Below are 17,850 nucleotides of genomic sequence, written 5' to 3'. Positions count from 1 at the left end.
TATTTTCAATCGACTCTACATTTATATTATGCAGCTTAAATGCCGATTAGCTTACACATCGCATTCATCATTTACATTCTGATACTGACCTAGATCCCCATGATTCCAATAAAGGTTTCTGGTGGAGTTATATTGGTTGGTTGATCTATGAATCTCCCGCTAAAGCTGATATTCCTTGCTTTACCAAAGACATTGCAGAAGACCCAGTGTATCAGTTTTTACAAAAAAATTTCATTTTTATCCAGGTGGCTCTGGGTTTATTACTTTTGCTATTAGGTGGCTGGTCTTTTGTTGTTTGGGGCATTTTTGCTCGCATTGTCTGGGTTTATCACTGCACCTGGCTATTGAACAGTGCCACTCATAAATTCGGCTATCGCAGCTATGATTCTGGCGATAGTTCGACTAACTGCTGGTGGGTCGCTGTACTGGTTTTCGGTGAAGGCTGGCATAATAACCACCATGCTTTTCAATACTCTGCTCGTCATGGCTTGGAATGGTGGGAAATTGATATAACTTGGATGACCATCCAATTGCTACAAGCACTTGGTCTAGCTACTAACGTAAAACTAGCGCCAACAAAGCAGTAAGTCAAAGGTCAAGGGCAGCCCTTTCAAGGTCAGTCGGATAAAATCTGAAATACCGCTCTTAGAAACTTACCCAAACCTACCCAAGTCTAGTTAAAGCTGGACAACGGTTATCGCGTAGAGTGTAACTCAATGGATGGGCTTTGTACTCAGCCCATCCTACCTTGCTTGAGTGCAAACGTCTTATTTCTGTTTGCAGCTTGCGGTAAGTTCTAGATTGTAGAAAGTCCCTGGTTTGGGATTAATTGACCGCAACTGCTGGATAAAAGCATTAAATGTTGTATTACTTGTGCCAAATCCAGCCTCAACACAAGCAGATAAACCTCCTTCGATGGGAATAGGAGATCCCACTCTGGGACTATATACAATGAATTTATCGACGGTGCTAGTGCCGACTGCAAACCCGATAACCTGGCGAATTGTTCGTAAAGCGGCATTATCTAAGGAACCACCAATACTGCCAATACTGATATTAACCGCACGACTTTCAGCAAAGGCCGGCGCACTAATCGACAATACTGCCCCGACAATCATGAAACAGGTGAACTTCTTCATTTTCCTCTCCTCCAAAAAATTGAAAAACTAATAATTAGGTTTCGACATGGATGAAGTACATTACAGACGCGAGCCATGTAAGGTTTTCAGACACTAGGGTGTATGTCTAAAATACAAAATCTATGATTTTGAACTTTTGGGGATTACTTCAGCATTAGGTCTTTCCGTTTCAGGGTAACTGGAAGTTTAGGTTTAAAAACCCTTCATGCAGATGAAGGGCTAATCGCATCAGGTCAGAGGAATTATTTTACACAATTCTTGGAACAGTAGGTTTACTACTTTACTCATGAGCTTGCCTTGGATGTGCTTACCACCTAACAGCTTTTCACCCTGTTCACTGACATTAGCTTTGAGTGAGTCACGGTAGCTAATCAATTCCTTGGTCAGTTCGTTCTCTGGTAGCCTACCAGTTTCAACGCCGGTTAAGACGTACTGCCACAGGCTGATCCGGCACAGTGAGGAACCGCTCGGTTTTTCAACAAGCCCATCCCCCGACTGTTCCAAGGTTGTGCCCATACCCAGCCGCATTTTGAAAGTGTCGCGGCTGCGGTTGCGTTTAATTCGTTTGGTATCGCCGGCTAATCGCCGAACTGTGGTTTCTCCGTTTTTGCGTAGCTTGCCGCCGTAGGCATCGCGCTCGGTTTTCTTCACCTCCCGCACTTCGTACTCAATTACGGGCTTGCCATTGATACCCAGGAACGACTCAAAGGGATAAATTCTGGTGAGCAAACGCGATCGCACTCTTAACCCAAAACCAAATTTATCAAACACCTCCATGTAAGGCTCGAATGCTGTTTCAGTTAGCATCTCACAGATCCTTGCTTCCAAGCGCTGCTCATAGAGTGAGATATCACACATCCATTCGGCGTGGAGTTCCAAGATTGGGTCAATTTCAATTTCGTAGTCCTGAGCGATTGATTCTTTGTAGCGATTATCCATTCGGGTTTTCCCGGCAGGTGAGATTTTGGGATTATCTGCCAGCCATCCCCATAGCGGTGGCACAAACCCCAACTTACTAGAACTTTTGACGTGCGCCACTTCTGGGAATTGCCACGCGAGGAGCTGTCTAGCATAATTCACAATTGGCGATTGCACCCGATTTAGGTGTTCAAGCTGTTGGCATAGATCACGCAACTCATCAATCGGTTCTGGCCGATGCATGAGAAAATATCTCAGGTTAATCTCTCCAGTCTCTAGCTGATGATCTGAATCGTGACCGTAAGCGGCCATTGCTAAAGCATCAGCAGAGTCACGTCGCAGATTTATACCGCCGAAGATGGAGAGTTGAAGAAGCTTTCTACACAGTAAAACGCTTACTAGGGCTATGTTATTTATGGACTGGTTCTATTAATGGTATCAAGCTACAAGTCTGGGCTATATTTTCGTTTCTGAGCGCGGTGAGGTGATGTCTACTGATGCGGTGCGGAAGCTGCTTGGGCGGCTGGCGGCACAGGCTGGGCTTGATATCAAAGTTCACTGTCACATGATGCGCCATGCTTGCGGTTACTATCTGGTGAATCAGGGTTACAACACCAGGGAAATCCAAGACTTCCTGGGACACCGCGATATCAAACACACTGAAAAATACACCAAGCTGAATGCTCGACGCTTCCTGAATTTTGATTGGGGCGATTTGTAAAAATCTTTGCTGAGAGCGACCCCAAGACATTGGAGCGCTAAAGCGCGATCGCCTATTCCCCATTTAAAATGACCATTCATGTTCTGGATCATCGAGAGCCGCTCTCACTGATGTTATATCTGCAAAGTCTTTAAATGGGCTGGATTTAGCAAGTTCTATGATGGAATGCAGGAATAAATTTAATTGGTTATTATCACCCTGCGCTATTGCCTGATCGACTTTTTCAAAGGTGTCACAGAAAGTAAAAGATCGAGCAGAAGTAGTGAGGTTAAATTCTCGTGGATGGTATGTGGAAAAAATAGCAGCCCCTTTCCCAGTTCTTGACTTTTATCACCTAACGTGAATGGTGTTGAGTCCAAATTCAGGAATTTACCCGATGAAACCCTCAGTAAAAATCAGCCTCATTGCCGCAGCGATCGCCACTATTGGCATCGGTGGTATTGCCAAAATGGTATCGGCATCATCGCTCAATACATCGTTAATGGCGGTTGCCCAGCAAAAAGTAGTTTAACGACATCGGGGCGAAAGAGGAAGCAACACCACAAAGCGCGATAGGGTACCCGCCCAATGGAAGCGATCGCCCTCACCCACCTAGATAAACATCGTCAAATGCCGCCACAACGTATGCTAGGATGACGGCGATATTTGGCGGTAATTCCATGAATAAGCAGTCAGCAGCAGAATTTCTTGGTGTCAGCATCCGCGCCCTTGAGCGTTATGTTCAGCAAGGGCGAATCAGCGTTAAGTACGAGAAAGGGAAAACTCGCCCCACTGCCAACTTTGATCAAACTGAACTGGAAGCATTTAAGGAAGAACTGAACCAACCGACCGTAAAACCTGCCTTTGAATCTCGTCAAATAGCGACAGAGCAACAGCAACAGACAGGTAAATTAGTGCATTCTTCTGGCGAGATTGCGGAGTTTGGCGAGATTGGGGTAATTGATAAGTTATCCTCAATCATTGAAGGGCTGCTCTTGCGAGGTGACAATCAGCCAGTAGTGCCGATCGCTGATAAGCTACTACTGACTATTGCAGAGGCACAAGCGCTAACTGGGTTGTCTAGAGAATTCCTGCGAGACGCAATTACGGCGGGTTCGTTAAAAGCCAAAGTAATTGGCAAGGGTTGGCGAGTTAAACGCAGTGACCTACAAGAGTACGTTGACAAGCTGTTTTGATTCTCGCCAAATTGCGACAGGGTAAATCTTGCCAGTAGCGTAGACCATATTACGGTATTTGAAACAGTGACGAGATTTGACGTGATTGCGCGCTCCGTGCAGTATCGAAGGCGATCGCCTACTTTGAGCAAATAGGAAAAATGCTCTAAAAAACCTTAAAGTAAGAAACTCCAAGACAGGATTTCTTACCGACGTTGGCACAAGCCACGCAATATCAATACTTTTGAGAGCCAATGCTGTTTACCCTTCTTGCGCGGTCGCGCCTGCAAAATTGCGATCGCAGAACTTTTCGGTCTACTGACCATGAATAGCTGAGAAAATACTGAGAATTAACTAAATTTTCTGAAGGGATAAATTTATGAAAATCATGGTTTCATTTCAGATAGGCTTCAGTCTTAACTGAGATAGTTTGGATGTTCGGGATAACTCAAACATCAGTAGCAATAAATGAAACTAGTCCCCCTACTCATAAGTTTTGTCTTGGTAGGTGGAGTACTTACAACTTGAGATTGCTTTTTATTGCCTTGTTGGTCTTGCTGAATATTCCCAAAGCTTTTCCTCATAAATGCTTTGACTTCCGCCGCACCGTAGTGATCGCAGTAAAAAAAGTCTGATGAAGTTTTCTAAAAGAAGGCATCTTCTTGACCACAATAACTTTTATAAATATGCTTGTAGCTTAATCTCCTCCGATCAATCAATACAAAAATAACTATCCAAAGGACGAAAGAAGACTATGAACTGGAAAACACTTTCTTTGATTGCTGGTCTGATTTTAACTACCAGTCTCACTGCTTGCTCTAGCACTCCTGAAACCAACAATCAAATTGCTCCTGAAGCCTCTCCTGCTATGAGCAAAGATAAAGCTGGCGATGCTATGAGCAAAGATAAAGCTGGCGATGCTATGGGTAAAGATAAAGCCGGCGATGCTATGGGTAAAGATAAAGCCGGCGATGCTATGAGTAAAGATAAAGCCGGCGATGCTATGAGTAAAGATAAAGCCGGCGATGCTATGAGTAAAGATAAAGCCGGCGATGCTATGAGTAAAGATAAAGCCGGCGATGCTATGAGTAAAGATAAAGCCGGCGATGCTATGAAATCGCCCGCTTCCAGCAAGCCCTAACCACAACTAGCTTGTTATCTCACTTTTCTTGTGCTGAGTACTAGAGACTGGTCACTAGGAAAATCCTAATCCTGATCCCAATCCATATATTTTGGTGCTTTGACCTCAACAAGAGAAATTCTGATGAATCACAACCTGCCCCGCCGGCGTCAGTTGCTTTTTTACCTTGGGTTAGGGGTTGTCGGAATCGGTGCAGCCACAACAGCTTTTCCCAACTTCAGAAAAGTGAATGCCCCTTCTATCTCTTCTGAAAATCATAAAAATACGCAAGGCTCGGAAACTATTGCAGTAAAACCTCCAGTAGGCAAGAGTTTGCCAGAGTTTCAGGGTATCAGTCAGTGGCTTAATTCTACACCTTTGTCAATCGTTGACCTTAAAGGCAGTGTTGTCCTGATACAGTTTTGGACTTTTGCTTGTATTAACTGCCAGCGTACCCTGCCCTATATTACTAGATGGCATCGGCAGTATGAGTCGCAGGGACTCAAAGTGATTGGCATTCACACACCAGAGTTTGCCTTTGAGCGAGATGCAAACAACATAAAAAAGGCGTTACGACAACATCAAATTACCTATCCGGTTCCGGTTGATAACGAATATAAAACTTGGAACGCTTACGAAAATCAGTATTGGCCCCACATATTTTTGGCTGACCGTCAGGGCTTGTTGCAGTATGACCATATTGGGGAAGGGGCATATCAAAAAATAGAGCAAACTATCCGCCAGCTATTGGGATAGAAGGAATTATGACGACTTCTACTCTATCAATTAGTCTGGCGTTACTGGGGGGAGTTCTGAATGTGCTTTCACCCTGTGTTTTACCGATTTTGCCTGTGCTATTAGGGCGATCGCTCCAATCCCATATCTACGGGCCAGTAGCACTGTTAGGGGGATTAATCTCTGGTTTTGCACTGGCAGGTAGTTTAATAGGTGTAACAGCAAGCTGGTTTACAGGCTTGGCTAATTTATTACGCAATGGTGCCATCACACTGCTTTTATTTTTGGGATTACTAGCAATTTTCCCCACCTGGAGTTACCGAATATTTAGTTATATTCCAGTTGGCAAATGGGCTAAAAAACCTTCACGAATCGGACTCATGGGAGAGTTTTGGCTAGGGACTCAGTTAGGGCTTTTGTGGACTCCCTGTGCTGGGCCAGTTTTAGGTGGAATTGTAATACTAGCAGCAGTTAATCATCAAGTCGTAGCTGCATTTTGGCTATTGGTTGCTTATGGAATCGGAGCAGGTTTGCCTCTCTTGGTGATCGCCTACGGTGGACGAATACTCAGCCAAAGAATCCTCAATCTCCGCTCCCATAGTGCAGCTTTGCAGCGAATTGGTGGCGTAGCGATCATGGCGACAGCAATTGCTATTCTTCTGGGTTGGGATGTCCAGGTGCAACTTTGGCTAGCTCCGTTCTTTCCCACTCAACCTCTGTGAGATGTGCCAATTTTAGATTTTGGATTAGAAGACCCAATCCGAAACTCTAACTGGGAACAATATAAAAATCTCAAATCCAAAAGTCTGACTGAGAACCGCTATAAAAATCCAAAATCCCAAATTGGTATGACTTTATCTAAACGCAAAGTCCGCTCAACACCAAGTCAGACTTTCCTCTCAAAGACCTTTCACTGGATTAATATCATCAGCCTGATCTTGATGATCACTAGCGGACTGCAAATATATAATGCTAATCCGGTATTTGGCGGACGTGCAGGTTGGCATTTTCCTGACTTTATGTTGCTGGGAGGTTGGCTAGGGGGTGGCAGGCATTGGCATTTTGCTGCTATGTGGCTGTTTTCGCTGAACTTACTTTGGTATGGACTCTATATCTTTGTAACTCGTCGTTGGCAGCGTCGCTTTGCTGATCGCAGTGACTTAAAAGCATTGCAAGTCAGCCAGAACCCAAAGCGCAAAAACTACGCATGGCATCGGCTAGTTTATACTGCTATCATTCCCGTGCTGGTGCTAGCAATTTTGAGTGGTCTGGCGATGTACAAACCTGCCCAACTGCATTGGCTTTCGGGGCTGTTTGGTAATTGGCAAACTCTACGCACTATTCACTTTATCACTGTTCCCACCGTCATACTGTTTACAATTGCTCATTCATTACTTGCCCTGAAGGTAGGAAGCATCCGTCTAGTTAAGTCTATGTTCCTGTAGAGGTACTTATGAGTCTGATTCTTCCCAAACGTACCCTATCCCGTCGTCGGTTACTGCAAGTATCTGGACTTTCAGGGGTAGGCTTTCTTCTTGGTGGCTGTGGAACAAATTTGTTCTCAGATAATCTGCGGCAAATATCTGAGCCACTAAACCAAAGTCTTGAAGCACTTCTGCTAACTCAAAAACCTATACCTGAATTTCCTGTTAGTGCCATAGAAGCAGATAAATTGCTAGTTAATACCTTTGACTTCACCCCGCAAATTGATCCGGCGCAGTTTCGCCTGAAGATTGATGGCGAGGTTAGTAACCCGATGCAATTGAGTATGGGAGATATTGAAAAACTTCCCTTGACTTCAATGGTAATTCGCCATGTCTGTGTTGAAGGCTGGGCTGCGATCGTTCAATGGGGAGGCGTGCGATTACGAGACTTAGTAGCACTGGTACAGCCTAAGTCAAACGTCCGCTATGTCTACTTCAAATCTGCTGATGGCTATTATGAAAGCTGGGATCTTGCCTCTGCTGCACATCCCCAAACTCTCATGGCTTATCAAAAGAATGGACAACCGTTGTCAGATGAAAATGGTGCGCCTCTGCGCCTAGCATCCCCAATTAAACTGGGCTACAAGCAAAGTAAGTGGGTAACTCAAATTACATTCGTCAGCAATTTGTTACCTCTTAAAGGCTATTGGGAGGATCAGGGCTATGAGTGGTTTGCAGGGCTATAAGGCAGGCAAAAAGATAATCTACTAGCGCTTTACCCTCAGTTAATTGGTGCAGAGTAGTACTAATACTCTGCACCATCTGGAAACACTAATTCGAGTCAAAAGTGATAAATACAGGTATGCCATTTGCTCAAAACAATTGATTTTCATAGCGTTGAGGTTAGCATCAATTCCTTAGCGTACAATTTTCCCATTTCGGCACGGTGATGCCTAGCTTTTTTGGCCTTGTTAACTGGTGTGCAAGCGATTGTGGCGGTAGCCAGAAGTTGAAACTGTTTTTGAGACTACGGGACTGCTAGACTAAAAATATATCCCCTTTGCTTTTCTCGACTGAGCCATGTCTACGGTAATTACCCAATCCCTGACTCTGGAGGAGTTTCTCAAGCTACCAGAAACAAAGCCTGCAAGCGTTTACATTAATGGTGAGATTATCACCAAGCCAATGCCAAAAGGGAAGCATAGCCGATTACAGTTAAGGCTGTGCAACAGTATCAACGATGTTGCCGAAAGCCTTCATATTGCTTATGCTTTTCCAGAACTACGCTGTAGTTTTGGTATCCGTTCAATAGTACCTGATGTAGCGGTTTTCAACTGGTCGCGTATTCCCTTTGCTGCTGATGGGGAAGCACCCAATGATTTTTTGCTTTCTCCAGACTGGACAATTGAAATTCTTTCTCCCGAACAAAGTTCAAATCGAGTTACAGGCAATATTCTCTATTGCTTAGATCATGGTTGCCAATTAGGTTGGTTAATAGACCCAGAAGATCGTTCCATTTTGGTCTTCCGTCCAAATCAACAACCAGAACTTTTACAGGGTGATGAGCGTTTGCCAGTATTAGCCGGGATACACTTGGAATTAACTGTAGCTCAGGTGTTTGGTTGGCTAAAAATGAGCAGTTAGAGAAACAGCTAAAACAAGTTCTCTACAAACTTTTCATAACGTAAAAACAGGAGTTTCAGCCATCGTGAATCAGGAGTATTCAGCATTGCTTAAAGAGGGTAGATGCTTATAAGGCTTGTCGCCAAACATCGCTTGCTTCTGAGCTAGGAGTATCGCCTGAAATGCTCATTAGTAGGTTGTTTTGCTCCCTCTCTGTATTTACCTGAAATGTCCGCTTGTCTTGACTTCTAAAAACTTTTTGGTTGACGTATAAGTAGCAGCCAACAAAACAGTAAAATCCCTGCTGTTGGCTGATAAATCAGTTAAAGCTATTGTTAAGTTAAAAGCGAGTCTTTGAAGTCGTGAATTGCCGTTGCTGTTAAAGCATAGATAACTCGGCGCTTACGCTGGATGTGAGTGCCATCTACAGGAATACCTTTCTTCCAAGCAGCAATGATAGCTTTCTTGTCTGCTGAGTAAACAGTCTTTTCTCTGCGGTATTTTGGAGACAATTGTTCTGCATCTATCAGCACCTCACAACTTGGCGGATTTTCTTGAATTGTAATGCGAAGTGAATTACCAATCATTTGCTCAGGTAGAATTCCTGCGGCGGTTTGTTCTAAAATAGTTTCATCTAATTTTTGTCGCCAGCGTTCTAGTCTTAACAGTGCTGATTGATGTACAGCTTTTAGATGTTCTAGTCGTTGCTTAATAGCCGCTATTTCAGCATCCAGTTGTAATGCCAGTTCTGCTTGGATATCAACAACTTCTTCCTGAACTTCCTGAGTTTCCCAAATAGCGGTGATGATAGCAGCTTCTTCTTCAGGAGTCTGGCAATTGGTTAGCTGTTCCCAGAGATGAGCAGCAGTTTGGGAAAGTCCTGCTAAGGATTGTTGAGCGAGTGCTAAATTCATGACTACCACTCCTCACAAGTTTGGTAGTATTCATATTCAGCTTCAATCTGTTCTAAGATAGCTATAGTGCCTGAATCTAAATTAGTATTGAAAGATAAATTGGAAGCAATTTCTTGTTTAGGTTGAAGATTTTGATGAGCAGCAGTAGTTGAGTCAAGTGAAGTTGTCAGTGTCTGCATAAATGTTGCTTGCTTAATGCTAGAAACCGTGGCGCGATAGCGCGTCTGGAGAGCAACCGCAGCAAGTTTATCTGTCAATGGCTAGGATTCCAAACCCTCACACAAATACCCTAAAAAGTTTAATTTATTAGTGTTCATTAAGATGGATATTCTTTTATTATTATTGACGTAGATCATCAATAGGTGGATGCCAACCTGCTGTTAACCAAAGTTGACGAGAATTTAGAATAAACCCATCATCATGGTTTTGATCATTAAAATCAAAACGACTGCAAGTTGCACGACCCATAGGAGTTGTTCCAATGATATTTAACCCATTTTTTGTCCAGATAAAATGCTCTGACCAATTTTGATTTCTCGGATTAAATAATGGAACTTCTGTTTGTGTTTCTGGATCAATCCCAGTTGTAAAATTATACCGCCTTTGATTACAACGATGACAAGCTAAAGCCAAATTATTGAGATCGTCTGATCCTCCTAAAGATTGAGGAATAATGTGATCAATGGTAAAGGGTGTTGCATTTGAGCGTTCTGGAGAGTGACAATATTCACACAAGTATTTTGCCCTTTTACGGACATTTAAGCGAACAAAATTGTTGATAACCACAATTAAGAAGCAAGTTTAGCGTTGATAAAACTGAAGATTTTTTCTAATTCTAATAACCCAGCTAATTCTGCTTGTTCATCTGAATTGAGTAAATTTTCTTTATTTTTTTCTAATAGTTCCTCTAAACGAATTTGTAATTCTTCAGTAAAAGAAAAAGGACGAAACTGATCAGAAAGATTAAGCTTTATTCCATTTGGTAGCCAAGATGAAGGCTGTTTCATTAATTCTTTCATGGGTATCTCCATTAATCGAGGATTTTGATAATTAGGTTGATTGGGGTTAGATGCTGGATATTCGGCAATTTAGTGAGGAAGGTTCATTGATTTTTGTCGTAGAGGTATAAATTTAAACAGAGTTTGAAGATGAGATTGATTGATTAATTGTTGCTTGAACAGGATTAATCAAAGTTTTCACTGACTCTAAGGCTTCCTTAGCTAAATTATAACGCTTGTTAAAATCAACACGCAGCATTGTCTCTAAAACTGTTGTAAAACCATCTCTCCCCTGTACTAAATTATGCTAACTTACCTCAATAATATTGGTGTAAGATTGTAAATTATATAGGTGTATTCCTGTCAGTTATTGGATAAAAATCATTCCTACAACATAGACATCATCAGATAATTTTGGATGACCTTTTGCTTGTTCATCAGGCAATATCCTGGTGTACCAATAGTCCAAGTAGTACTAAAGAGTTTGCTTTGCTGAATGAGAAGGGTGTTGATTTCCTTTACCGCACCAAAATTAATCAAAACCAGCTTACCATATTGCTGACGGCGGATGAGATTAGCGGGTTTTAGGTGACGATGAATGATATTATTAATTATGTACTTGGTCAGTGCCTTAAATAATTTTTTTGATTACAATTAAGGTTGATACTTGCGAATAAAAAGTGTTAAACGCGATCAGCCCGATAACTACTAATGTCTACTAGCTACTATCCGGTTATCCTTTATCCACCACTAGCAAGACGGTTTAACGCTTATCAAGGACGGGAGCATTTGAAAGCTTCGTTTCAAGGATGCGTTGAATTACCAAATGGAAATGGTACAGCCAAGCAAGGTGTCAGTGAAAAGCAATTTTTTCGACATTTACTGTGTACGTTTCTAGAGAATCTTATCTGTCAAGCGGTGGAATTTGAAATTCCTGGTTCGTCTAGACGTTACTCGGCTGATTTTATCCTTTATCATTGGTTTTCTGGGTTAACTCTCGATATTGAGATTGATGAACCTTATACTGGAGATACAGGTAAACCTCACCACTGTATTGATGTTGATGATGATAAAATCCGTAACCGTTTTTTCTTGGAGCGCAATTGGGGTGTGGTGAGATTTGCAGAAGTTCAGGTGGTGCGTCATCCTTGGAGTTGTTGTAAGGCGATGTCTACTACGGGCTGCGCCTACGCTCAAATCATCGCTCGGTTGACTGGAGATGATAGCGTATTCATATTATTGCAAAAATTAGCTGATGTTCCTTTACAAAAACAGTGGACAAAGCGTGAGGCTAGGCTGATGGCTAAGAACAATTATCGTCAGTCTTATTTGCCAAAAATGGGAAAGTAAAACTAGAGATAGTACCTTCAATACTCATCTTTAATAGTCATATAGTCTCCCCAGAATAGGGCTACCATGTACACACAAGTATTTTAGAGTTGTCCCACACCGTTTTAATCCTGTACAAAGATATGTGTACACGGTAGATTATGGGTAAAAATTGGAAGGGTATTACATCGATTTTGTCAACATCGCCTTAACTAATCTTTTTGGTTTTCTGAGGCACTGTTTTTTTGATTTGCGGTGTGACTTCCACTTACGAATGCTCATAGCGATAGAGCCAAAGTCCCGACTGGCAAAGGCTGTTGTTTTATTTGCACTGTGCCAAATTGTATCTGCCTCAGTTGATTCAAGTGTAGGTGTACAGCGATCGCAATATCGGTCAAATAGTTGGCGTGGTTGGGGATAATAAGCGATTCGGTTTCTAGTGAGTAAATTAGATGTACCTAGTAGATTACGAGCTAATTTGTAGCCAGAATTGTTTCTGTTTCCCTCAGATTCACCATAAGTTAGTAAAGTGCGATCGCTCAAAGTTAAACAAATAGATAAAGGAACAGACACTCCGCTAGCGCGTAGTTGTTTAAGAGATGAGCGATTATCTCTGGTTGTAGCCTGTGTTACTGTTCCTCGTCGGCAATGCAAGGTTGAGCGAGGGACAGTCACAGAAGGTTGCAGTAACGCTGTTTGTGGGTCGATAACTTCTCCATTTTTCGCTTTTGTGAGAAGTTGCACCCACTTACGCCAACGTTGCTCAGAAAGTTCGTAGGGAAATAAGGCTGTAGAATCAAATGCGGTTTCTAGTTCTTCCACATTGTACTGACAGTTTGACCAATGCTCTAGGGTAATAGGGATGGTTGCACTCAATATTCCATCCACCACCCGTCTGCGAACCATACCTGGCAGTCTCATGGAACGAGCTAAGTTGCAAATGGCTGGATCTGCATTTTGGATAATCGTCAGTTGGCGATTGAGATACAGCCATTCAGCAGGATTCAAGAAATGGCTGCATTTAAAGTAAACGTGCAGGGATTTCCCACCTGTATAAACTACGGCGGCGGGTTCCAAGTTGATTTCGTCCTTTAGCCAGTCTACAGCTTCTCGCTGCTCACTCAATGCCAAATCATCAATTTCGTAGAATAAACATTGGCATTGACTAACGTGCTGATTGCTGATTCCCTTGTCTGGTTGGTTGGGGTAAAAGCTGACTGTAGCACCAAGATATGACATTTTAAATGCCAATGCCCAACCATCAGCATAGCGTTTAGGTGTCAGTCGCCAGCAGGTATTGCCTTGTTTGTCTCGACCTCCGTAAGTACAGCAGTAGAGTTGAAATCCTTGCTGGGTGATTTTACCGCAGAGAATGTAGTGGGAGTAGACAAATTGACCATTGCGGCAGTAGTGATTCCAGTTTTTAGGTATCATTTCTGTAGGCAAGTCCCAAGAAATCCTCAGCCAAATTTTGGTTCCGGTGGTAAAGCCTATTTGTCTAAGAAATTTAATGGTTGTTTGTCTGGGATTTAAGGTCATGGCAGTTACGCCTAGAGAGTTTATCCCTCTCTAAGTGGCGTTAGCTGCGCTAGAACTAACTTCTCCATATTTTACTTACATAAATTTTCGCCTGAAACCTTTGATTGGCTTGGGTCACTCAGAAAAATTAGATTTGCTGCTTCTTAGCAACAAGTTCCTCTAGTTCAGTTATTCTCGCTTGCAATGCCGCCACTTCTTGTTCAGAATAGCGAATAGGAATGTGCTGTGGACAGTTCCAATTCCAAGCTTCAATGTGAAACAGAATCACTCGTTCCACTTCTGCTTCATAGTTAGGAAGTTTCAGGCTTTCAATTAGTTCGCTATCATCTTCTACATATATAGCCCGCCCCCAAATTTTCAACCGTCGGCGATGGCGATAATCCATCAAAAACAAAAAAGCTTTGTCATTTTCGTCAAGATTACCAACGGTAACATATTGAACATTGCCTTTGAAGTCAGCAAATCCTAAAGTCTTTTCATCTACAGCTTTCAAAAACCCAGGTTGTCCACCACGAAATTGAATGTAGGGATAACCATTAGAACCGACGGTTCCTAAATAAAAACCATCCATTTGGGCGATAAATTCCTCAATTTCTGGTGTGATGGTATCGTTAGAAGGCCCATTTTGTTCAAATCGAGCATAGGTCTGTCGTGAGCCACGTTGTTCTTGAGCAACTTTGACAGCAGGCGTGAAAGCAATTTGCGTAAATTTACGTGCCATATAACTCTTTATTTTTACATATCTAAAAACAGGGGAGAAGAGAAGGGAAAAAATTCCTCTGACTCTCTACCTTCTCCATCTAAACTGGGTGTTATTTGCCTATACCAAGGTAGGTGCTGCAATTCCTTGCATTCCTATAAAACCGGGAAGGGTCTTAACTCGCTCAATCCATGCCAAAATATGAGGATAAGAGTCAAGAGCAATTTTGCCATCTGGTGCTAAGGCAACATAGGGGAATACTGCTATATCTGCAATAGTTATCCGCTCGAACTCTAACCATTGGCGATCGCGCAAATGTTGGTTAAGTTGTGTAAGAATAAACTCTGCTTTTTGGTTAGCTCTGTCAATATCAATACTGGTGGCATTAAACAGATAGTACAAACGAGCCGATTCTGGCCCCTGACGCACTTCACCCGCAGTTGTAGATAGCCAACGTACAACCTGACTAAGTGAGACAGCATCCAGTGGCAACCATTGTTCACCACCATAAAAACGAGCCAAATAAACCAAAATTGCCTGTGCGTCTTTTATAATTGTGTCGCCATCCACTAATACGGGAACTTGACCGAAGGGATTAAGCGACTGAAATTCAGAGGCTTTGTGTTCCCCCTTCAGCAAATCGACCTTAATCCATTCATGTTCAATGCCCAATAGTGATAGCAAGAGCTTGACCTTATAGCTGTTACCAGAGAGTTCGTGACCATAAAGCTTAATCATTGGTTAATCCTCAATATTCTGTAAAAAGAAGCACTGTTAAGCTAAAAATTAGCGGTCTAACGGGAATAAGAACGACAGCAATCAGAGATAGTCACGGCAAGTTGATTTCTCCCGTTGTCAACTGACACCTCTTGCGATTCGAGATGCTGGATAGACATCCCTGCAAATTAAGGAATTGGTACAGTTATTTTGTACCAAGCGTTCGGTACAAAATAACTGTACCAATCGTTCGGTATAATGTCAAGAGATGAGATTTCAATTTCTGTAAATGGCAAAAGATACTTATATTCCCTGCTTGCTACAACTGTTTCGACAGTATGGTTACGATGGGGCGACTTTATCGAAAATTTCACAAGCGACAGGTTTGGGGAAAGCCAGTCTCTACCATCACTTCCCCGGTGGGAAGGATGAAATGGTGACGGCGGTGTTGGATTTTATGGAATGTTGGTTGGAGGAACACATTTTACAGATACTTCGCGGTGGAGGGGATGCGCTCACTCGGTTGACTAAGATGTGTGAGCAGATTAACGAGCTATATGAAGGCGGACAACAACCCTGTATGTGTGCCATCTTGTTGATGGGGTCAGCACGAGATATCTTTCATACCAAGGTGCAAACACTATTACGAACCTGGATTGATGAGATAGCAACTGTTTTGAGGGCAGCCGGATTAGATGAGACGCTGGCTCATGAGCGTGGGGAAGATGCTGCTATTGCCATTCAAGGCGCTCTGATTGTGGCGCAGGGTTTGGATGATGTGGCTCCTTTTGTCCGTGTGATGAAACAATTGCCACAACAACTGTGCCAAGATTTGTAGGAGAGTACCTGCGGGTGCTGGCTGTTCCTTAGTCGATGGGATGGTGTTTCTTTTAACCCATATTCCGCACTTCAGAATGTAGTATAAAATGCTATATAATTCCTCTCTGATACGAGTAAATAAACATACTCATAGTTTTTAAGTAAGTCAGCATTAAGAATAAACCGGGAGTTACGAAGTATAAAGCGGGCAAAAGCTTATAAAAAATTGGTTTCAGGCTTTTTACAAAACTAAACATACATTGTTTGATGATGTCAACTTAACTTAGATACCAAAAGTGAGACAATCAAAAAACTCAAAAATATTTTAGAGGTAAAAAAATTGTCTCCAACATCAAAACCAAAAATTAAAAATGTCGATCACTTAGGAATAGTAGCTGGGCTGATTGATGAAATAGGAATAGTTGAAACAATTAATTCTAAATTAGGAATAGACCCTCGTGAGAAGATTTCATCGGGAATATTGGTCAAAGCAATTTTAGTCAATGGATTAGGATTTGTATCAAGACCTTTATATTTATTCAGTCAGTTTTTTGATGATAAAGGAATAGAAATATTATTGGGAGAAGAAGTGGAGACTGATTATCTCAATGATGATAAAATTGGAATAGTCATGGATAAATTATATAAAAATGGATTGAATAATCTGTTTATAGAAATTGGATTATTAGTGATTAAGAAATTTAAAATAGATACAAAATATTCACATCTTGATGCAACATCATTTCATCTACATGGTAAATATAAACGTGAAGAGAATCAGGAAAAAGAATCAGAAATAACTAGAGAAAGACCAATAATTATAACCAAAGGATATTCTCGTGACCACAGACCAGATTTGAAGCAATGTGTTTTAGATTTAATCACGAGTAGTGATGGAGATATACCATTATTAATGAGAGCAGGAGATGGGAATGAAGCGGATAAAGCGGTATTTGGAAAAATCTTAGTAGAGTTTAAAAAGCAAATAACTTTTGACAGTATTATGGTCTGTGATAGCGCATTATATAGCCAAGAAAATCTGCGACTAATTGAGCATTTAAAATGGATAAGTCGAGTACCGATGACAATTAAAAAAGCACAAGAATTAGTTCAGAATGTAGAAATAGAAGAGATAGATTTAAAAGAAAGACAGAGAAGAGCAAGCTTAAATTTAGACGGATACAAGTGGAAGGAAGAAATAGTAAATTATGGTGGCGTTCAACAAATTTGGCTAATAGTAGAAAGTCAAAAAAGAAAAGAAAGTGATTTAGAAAAGCTGGAGAAAAAGTTGAATAAAGAAAAAGATAAAGTTGAAAAGCTGCTCAAAGAATTAAAAAAAGAAAATTTTGCCACTACCGAACAAGCTCAATACAAGCTAAAAGCCATCAACAAAAAATTGAAATTATTTGAAATTAAAGAAGTTAAACTTATTGAAAGTAAATCTAAAGATAATAAGACTATTTATAAAATGGAAGGAGTGGGTCATGAAAAACCAGAAGAGATAGAAATACAAAGAAAACAAGCCGGGAGATTTATTTTAGCAACAAATTTAGTTGGCGATGAGAAGTTAGAACCATCAGAAATTTTGACAAACTATAAAAATCAACAGTCTTGTGAAAGAGGATTTAGATTTTTGAAAGACCCTTTATTTTTTGCTGATAGTTTATTTGTGGAAAATCCTGAAAGAATAGAGACGATGTTATTTTTAATGTCTCTGTGCTTGTTAGTTTATAATCTCGGTCAAAGGGAACTGAGAAATAGCTTGAAAAGAGCCAAAATCGGAATCAAAAATCAACTAGGAAAGTTAACGAGTTGTCCGACATTAAGATGGGTATTTCAATGTTTCCAAGGTATTCATATTTTGACTTTTAATGGTATTAATCAAATTGTTAATTTAACGTCAGAACGTCATTTTATATTGAATTATCTGCCATCATCTTGTCAAAAATATTATCTGCTCTCTTAATCTAAACAATGTTTAGAGAGTGAATAAAAGTTGA

At 41.4% G+C, this 17,850-nt stretch carries 21 protein-coding genes and 2 pseudogenes; 14 read left to right on the top strand and 9 right to left on the bottom strand.

Going from position 1 to position 17,850, the window contains the following annotated elements; translation table 11 throughout:
- Window positions 1-53: 53 nt before the first annotated feature.
- Window positions 54-587: pseudogene (locus HWQ37_RS00630) on the top strand (acyl-CoA desaturase); the annotation flags it as partial.
- Between the two features lie 180 nt (window positions 588-767).
- On the opposite strand, the gene HWQ37_RS00625 reads toward HWQ37_RS00630, so the two are convergent.
- Window positions 768-1,139: a hypothetical protein gene (locus tag HWQ37_RS00625; RefSeq protein WP_292742609.1), complete on the bottom strand. Its 372-nt coding sequence runs from the start codon at window positions 1,137-1,139 to the stop codon at window positions 768-770.
- A gap of 228 nt (window positions 1,140-1,367) precedes the next feature.
- Window positions 1,368-2,369: an IS110 family transposase gene (locus tag HWQ37_RS00620; RefSeq protein ID WP_292742608.1), complete on the bottom strand. Its 1,002-nt coding sequence runs from the start codon at window positions 2,367-2,369 to the stop codon at window positions 1,368-1,370.
- Between the two features lie 23 nt (window positions 2,370-2,392).
- Here HWQ37_RS00620 and HWQ37_RS00615 point away from each other — a divergent pair.
- From HWQ37_RS00615 to HWQ37_RS00570, 10 genes and pseudogenes are all read left to right on the top strand, one after another.
- Window positions 2,393-2,539 (top strand): annotated as a pseudogene (locus tag HWQ37_RS00615) (transposase); the annotation flags it as partial.
- Window positions 2,540-2,544: 5 nt separating this feature from the next.
- Window positions 2,545-2,778, top strand: coding sequence for a tyrosine-type recombinase/integrase (locus HWQ37_RS00610; RefSeq protein ID WP_292742607.1), 234 nt, complete (start codon window positions 2,545-2,547; stop codon window positions 2,776-2,778).
- Between the two features lie 376 nt (window positions 2,779-3,154).
- Entirely contained in the window at window positions 3,155-3,289 is a 135-nt protein-coding gene (locus HWQ37_RS00605; protein ID WP_292742606.1) for a hypothetical protein, read from the top strand.
- A 121-nt stretch (window positions 3,290-3,410) separates the two neighbouring features.
- On the top strand, window positions 3,411-3,953 hold the full coding sequence (locus HWQ37_RS00600) for a helix-turn-helix domain-containing protein (protein WP_292742605.1): 543 nt from the start codon (window positions 3,411-3,413) through the stop codon (window positions 3,951-3,953).
- A 733-nt stretch (window positions 3,954-4,686) separates the two neighbouring features.
- Window positions 4,687-5,073 carry a hypothetical protein gene (locus HWQ37_RS00595; RefSeq protein ID WP_292742604.1) on the top strand — a complete coding sequence of 129 codons (387 nt, stop codon included), beginning with the start codon at window positions 4,687-4,689 and terminating at the stop codon, window positions 5,071-5,073.
- A gap of 123 nt (window positions 5,074-5,196) precedes the next feature.
- Complete coding sequence (locus HWQ37_RS00590; RefSeq protein ID WP_292742603.1) at window positions 5,197-5,808, top strand: thioredoxin family protein; 612 nt, start codon at window positions 5,197-5,199, stop codon at window positions 5,806-5,808.
- Window positions 5,809-5,816: 8 nt separating this feature from the next.
- Window positions 5,817-6,509, top strand: a complete 693-nt coding sequence (locus HWQ37_RS00585; RefSeq protein ID WP_292742602.1) for a cytochrome c biogenesis CcdA family protein — start codon at window positions 5,817-5,819, stop codon at window positions 6,507-6,509.
- 126 nt (window positions 6,510-6,635) lie between these two features.
- On the top strand, window positions 6,636-7,232 hold the full coding sequence (locus tag HWQ37_RS00580; protein ID WP_292742610.1) for a cytochrome b/b6 domain-containing protein: 597 nt from the start codon (window positions 6,636-6,638) through the stop codon (window positions 7,230-7,232).
- A gap of 8 nt (window positions 7,233-7,240) precedes the next feature.
- Window positions 7,241-7,957, top strand: coding sequence for a molybdopterin-dependent oxidoreductase (locus HWQ37_RS00575; RefSeq protein WP_292742601.1), 717 nt, complete (start codon window positions 7,241-7,243; stop codon window positions 7,955-7,957).
- Window positions 7,958-8,291: 334 nt separating this feature from the next.
- Window positions 8,292-8,855: a Uma2 family endonuclease gene (locus tag HWQ37_RS00570; protein WP_292742600.1), complete on the top strand. Its 564-nt coding sequence runs from the start codon at window positions 8,292-8,294 to the stop codon at window positions 8,853-8,855.
- A gap of 314 nt (window positions 8,856-9,169) precedes the next feature.
- Here HWQ37_RS00570 and HWQ37_RS00565 read toward each other — a convergent pair whose 3' ends face one another.
- From HWQ37_RS00565 to HWQ37_RS00550, 4 genes are all read right to left on the bottom strand, one after another.
- Window positions 9,170-9,748, bottom strand: a complete 579-nt coding sequence (locus HWQ37_RS00565; protein WP_104902272.1) for a siphovirus Gp157 family protein — start codon at window positions 9,746-9,748, stop codon at window positions 9,170-9,172.
- 2 nt (window positions 9,749-9,750) lie between these two features.
- The gene (locus HWQ37_RS00560) at window positions 9,751-10,005 is read right to left on the bottom strand and encodes a hypothetical protein (protein WP_292742599.1); all 255 of its coding nucleotides are present in this window, start codon (window positions 10,003-10,005) and stop codon (window positions 9,751-9,753) included.
- Between the two features lie 82 nt (window positions 10,006-10,087).
- Window positions 10,088-10,534, bottom strand: coding sequence for an HNH endonuclease (locus tag HWQ37_RS00555; RefSeq protein WP_292742598.1), 447 nt, complete (start codon window positions 10,532-10,534; stop codon window positions 10,088-10,090).
- Between the two features lie 2 nt (window positions 10,535-10,536).
- On the bottom strand, window positions 10,537-10,767 hold the full coding sequence (locus tag HWQ37_RS00550; protein ID WP_069069531.1) for a hypothetical protein: 231 nt from the start codon (window positions 10,765-10,767) through the stop codon (window positions 10,537-10,539).
- 690 nt (window positions 10,768-11,457) lie between these two features.
- Here HWQ37_RS00550 and HWQ37_RS00545 point away from each other — a divergent pair.
- Window positions 11,458-12,096, top strand: coding sequence for a hypothetical protein (locus HWQ37_RS00545; protein WP_292742597.1), 639 nt, complete (start codon window positions 11,458-11,460; stop codon window positions 12,094-12,096).
- A 162-nt stretch (window positions 12,097-12,258) separates the two neighbouring features.
- Here HWQ37_RS00545 and HWQ37_RS00540 read toward each other — a convergent pair whose 3' ends face one another.
- The 3 genes from HWQ37_RS00540 to HWQ37_RS00530 form a co-directional block, all read right to left on the bottom strand.
- Window positions 12,259-13,614 (bottom strand): hypothetical protein, encoded by a 1,356-nt coding sequence (locus HWQ37_RS00540; protein WP_292742596.1) that lies wholly within the window; start codon window positions 13,612-13,614, stop codon window positions 12,259-12,261.
- Between the two features lie 127 nt (window positions 13,615-13,741).
- Entirely contained in the window at window positions 13,742-14,335 is a 594-nt protein-coding gene (locus HWQ37_RS00535) for a pyridoxamine 5'-phosphate oxidase family protein (protein WP_292742595.1), read from the bottom strand.
- A 99-nt stretch (window positions 14,336-14,434) separates the two neighbouring features.
- Window positions 14,435-15,052 (bottom strand): glutathione S-transferase family protein, encoded by a 618-nt coding sequence (locus HWQ37_RS00530; RefSeq protein ID WP_292742593.1) that lies wholly within the window; start codon window positions 15,050-15,052, stop codon window positions 14,435-14,437.
- 268 nt (window positions 15,053-15,320) lie between these two features.
- On the opposite strand from HWQ37_RS00530, the gene HWQ37_RS00525 reads away from it, so the two are divergent.
- On the top strand, window positions 15,321-15,869 hold the full coding sequence (locus tag HWQ37_RS00525) for a TetR/AcrR family transcriptional regulator (RefSeq protein WP_094343084.1): 549 nt from the start codon (window positions 15,321-15,323) through the stop codon (window positions 15,867-15,869).
- A gap of 321 nt (window positions 15,870-16,190) precedes the next feature.
- Entirely contained in the window at window positions 16,191-17,816 is a 1,626-nt protein-coding gene (locus tag HWQ37_RS00520) for an IS1634 family transposase (protein WP_292742591.1), read from the top strand.
- The last annotated feature ends 34 nt before the right edge of the window (window positions 17,817-17,850 follow it).

It is taken from the genome of Nostoc sp. NMS4, assembly GCF_017115095.1.
Classification (GTDB): Bacteria; Cyanobacteriota; Cyanobacteriia; order Cyanobacteriales; family Nostocaceae; genus Nostoc.
The sequence above is the reverse complement of the archived record's forward strand: the minus strand, read 5'-3'. Positions and strand labels throughout refer to the sequence as shown.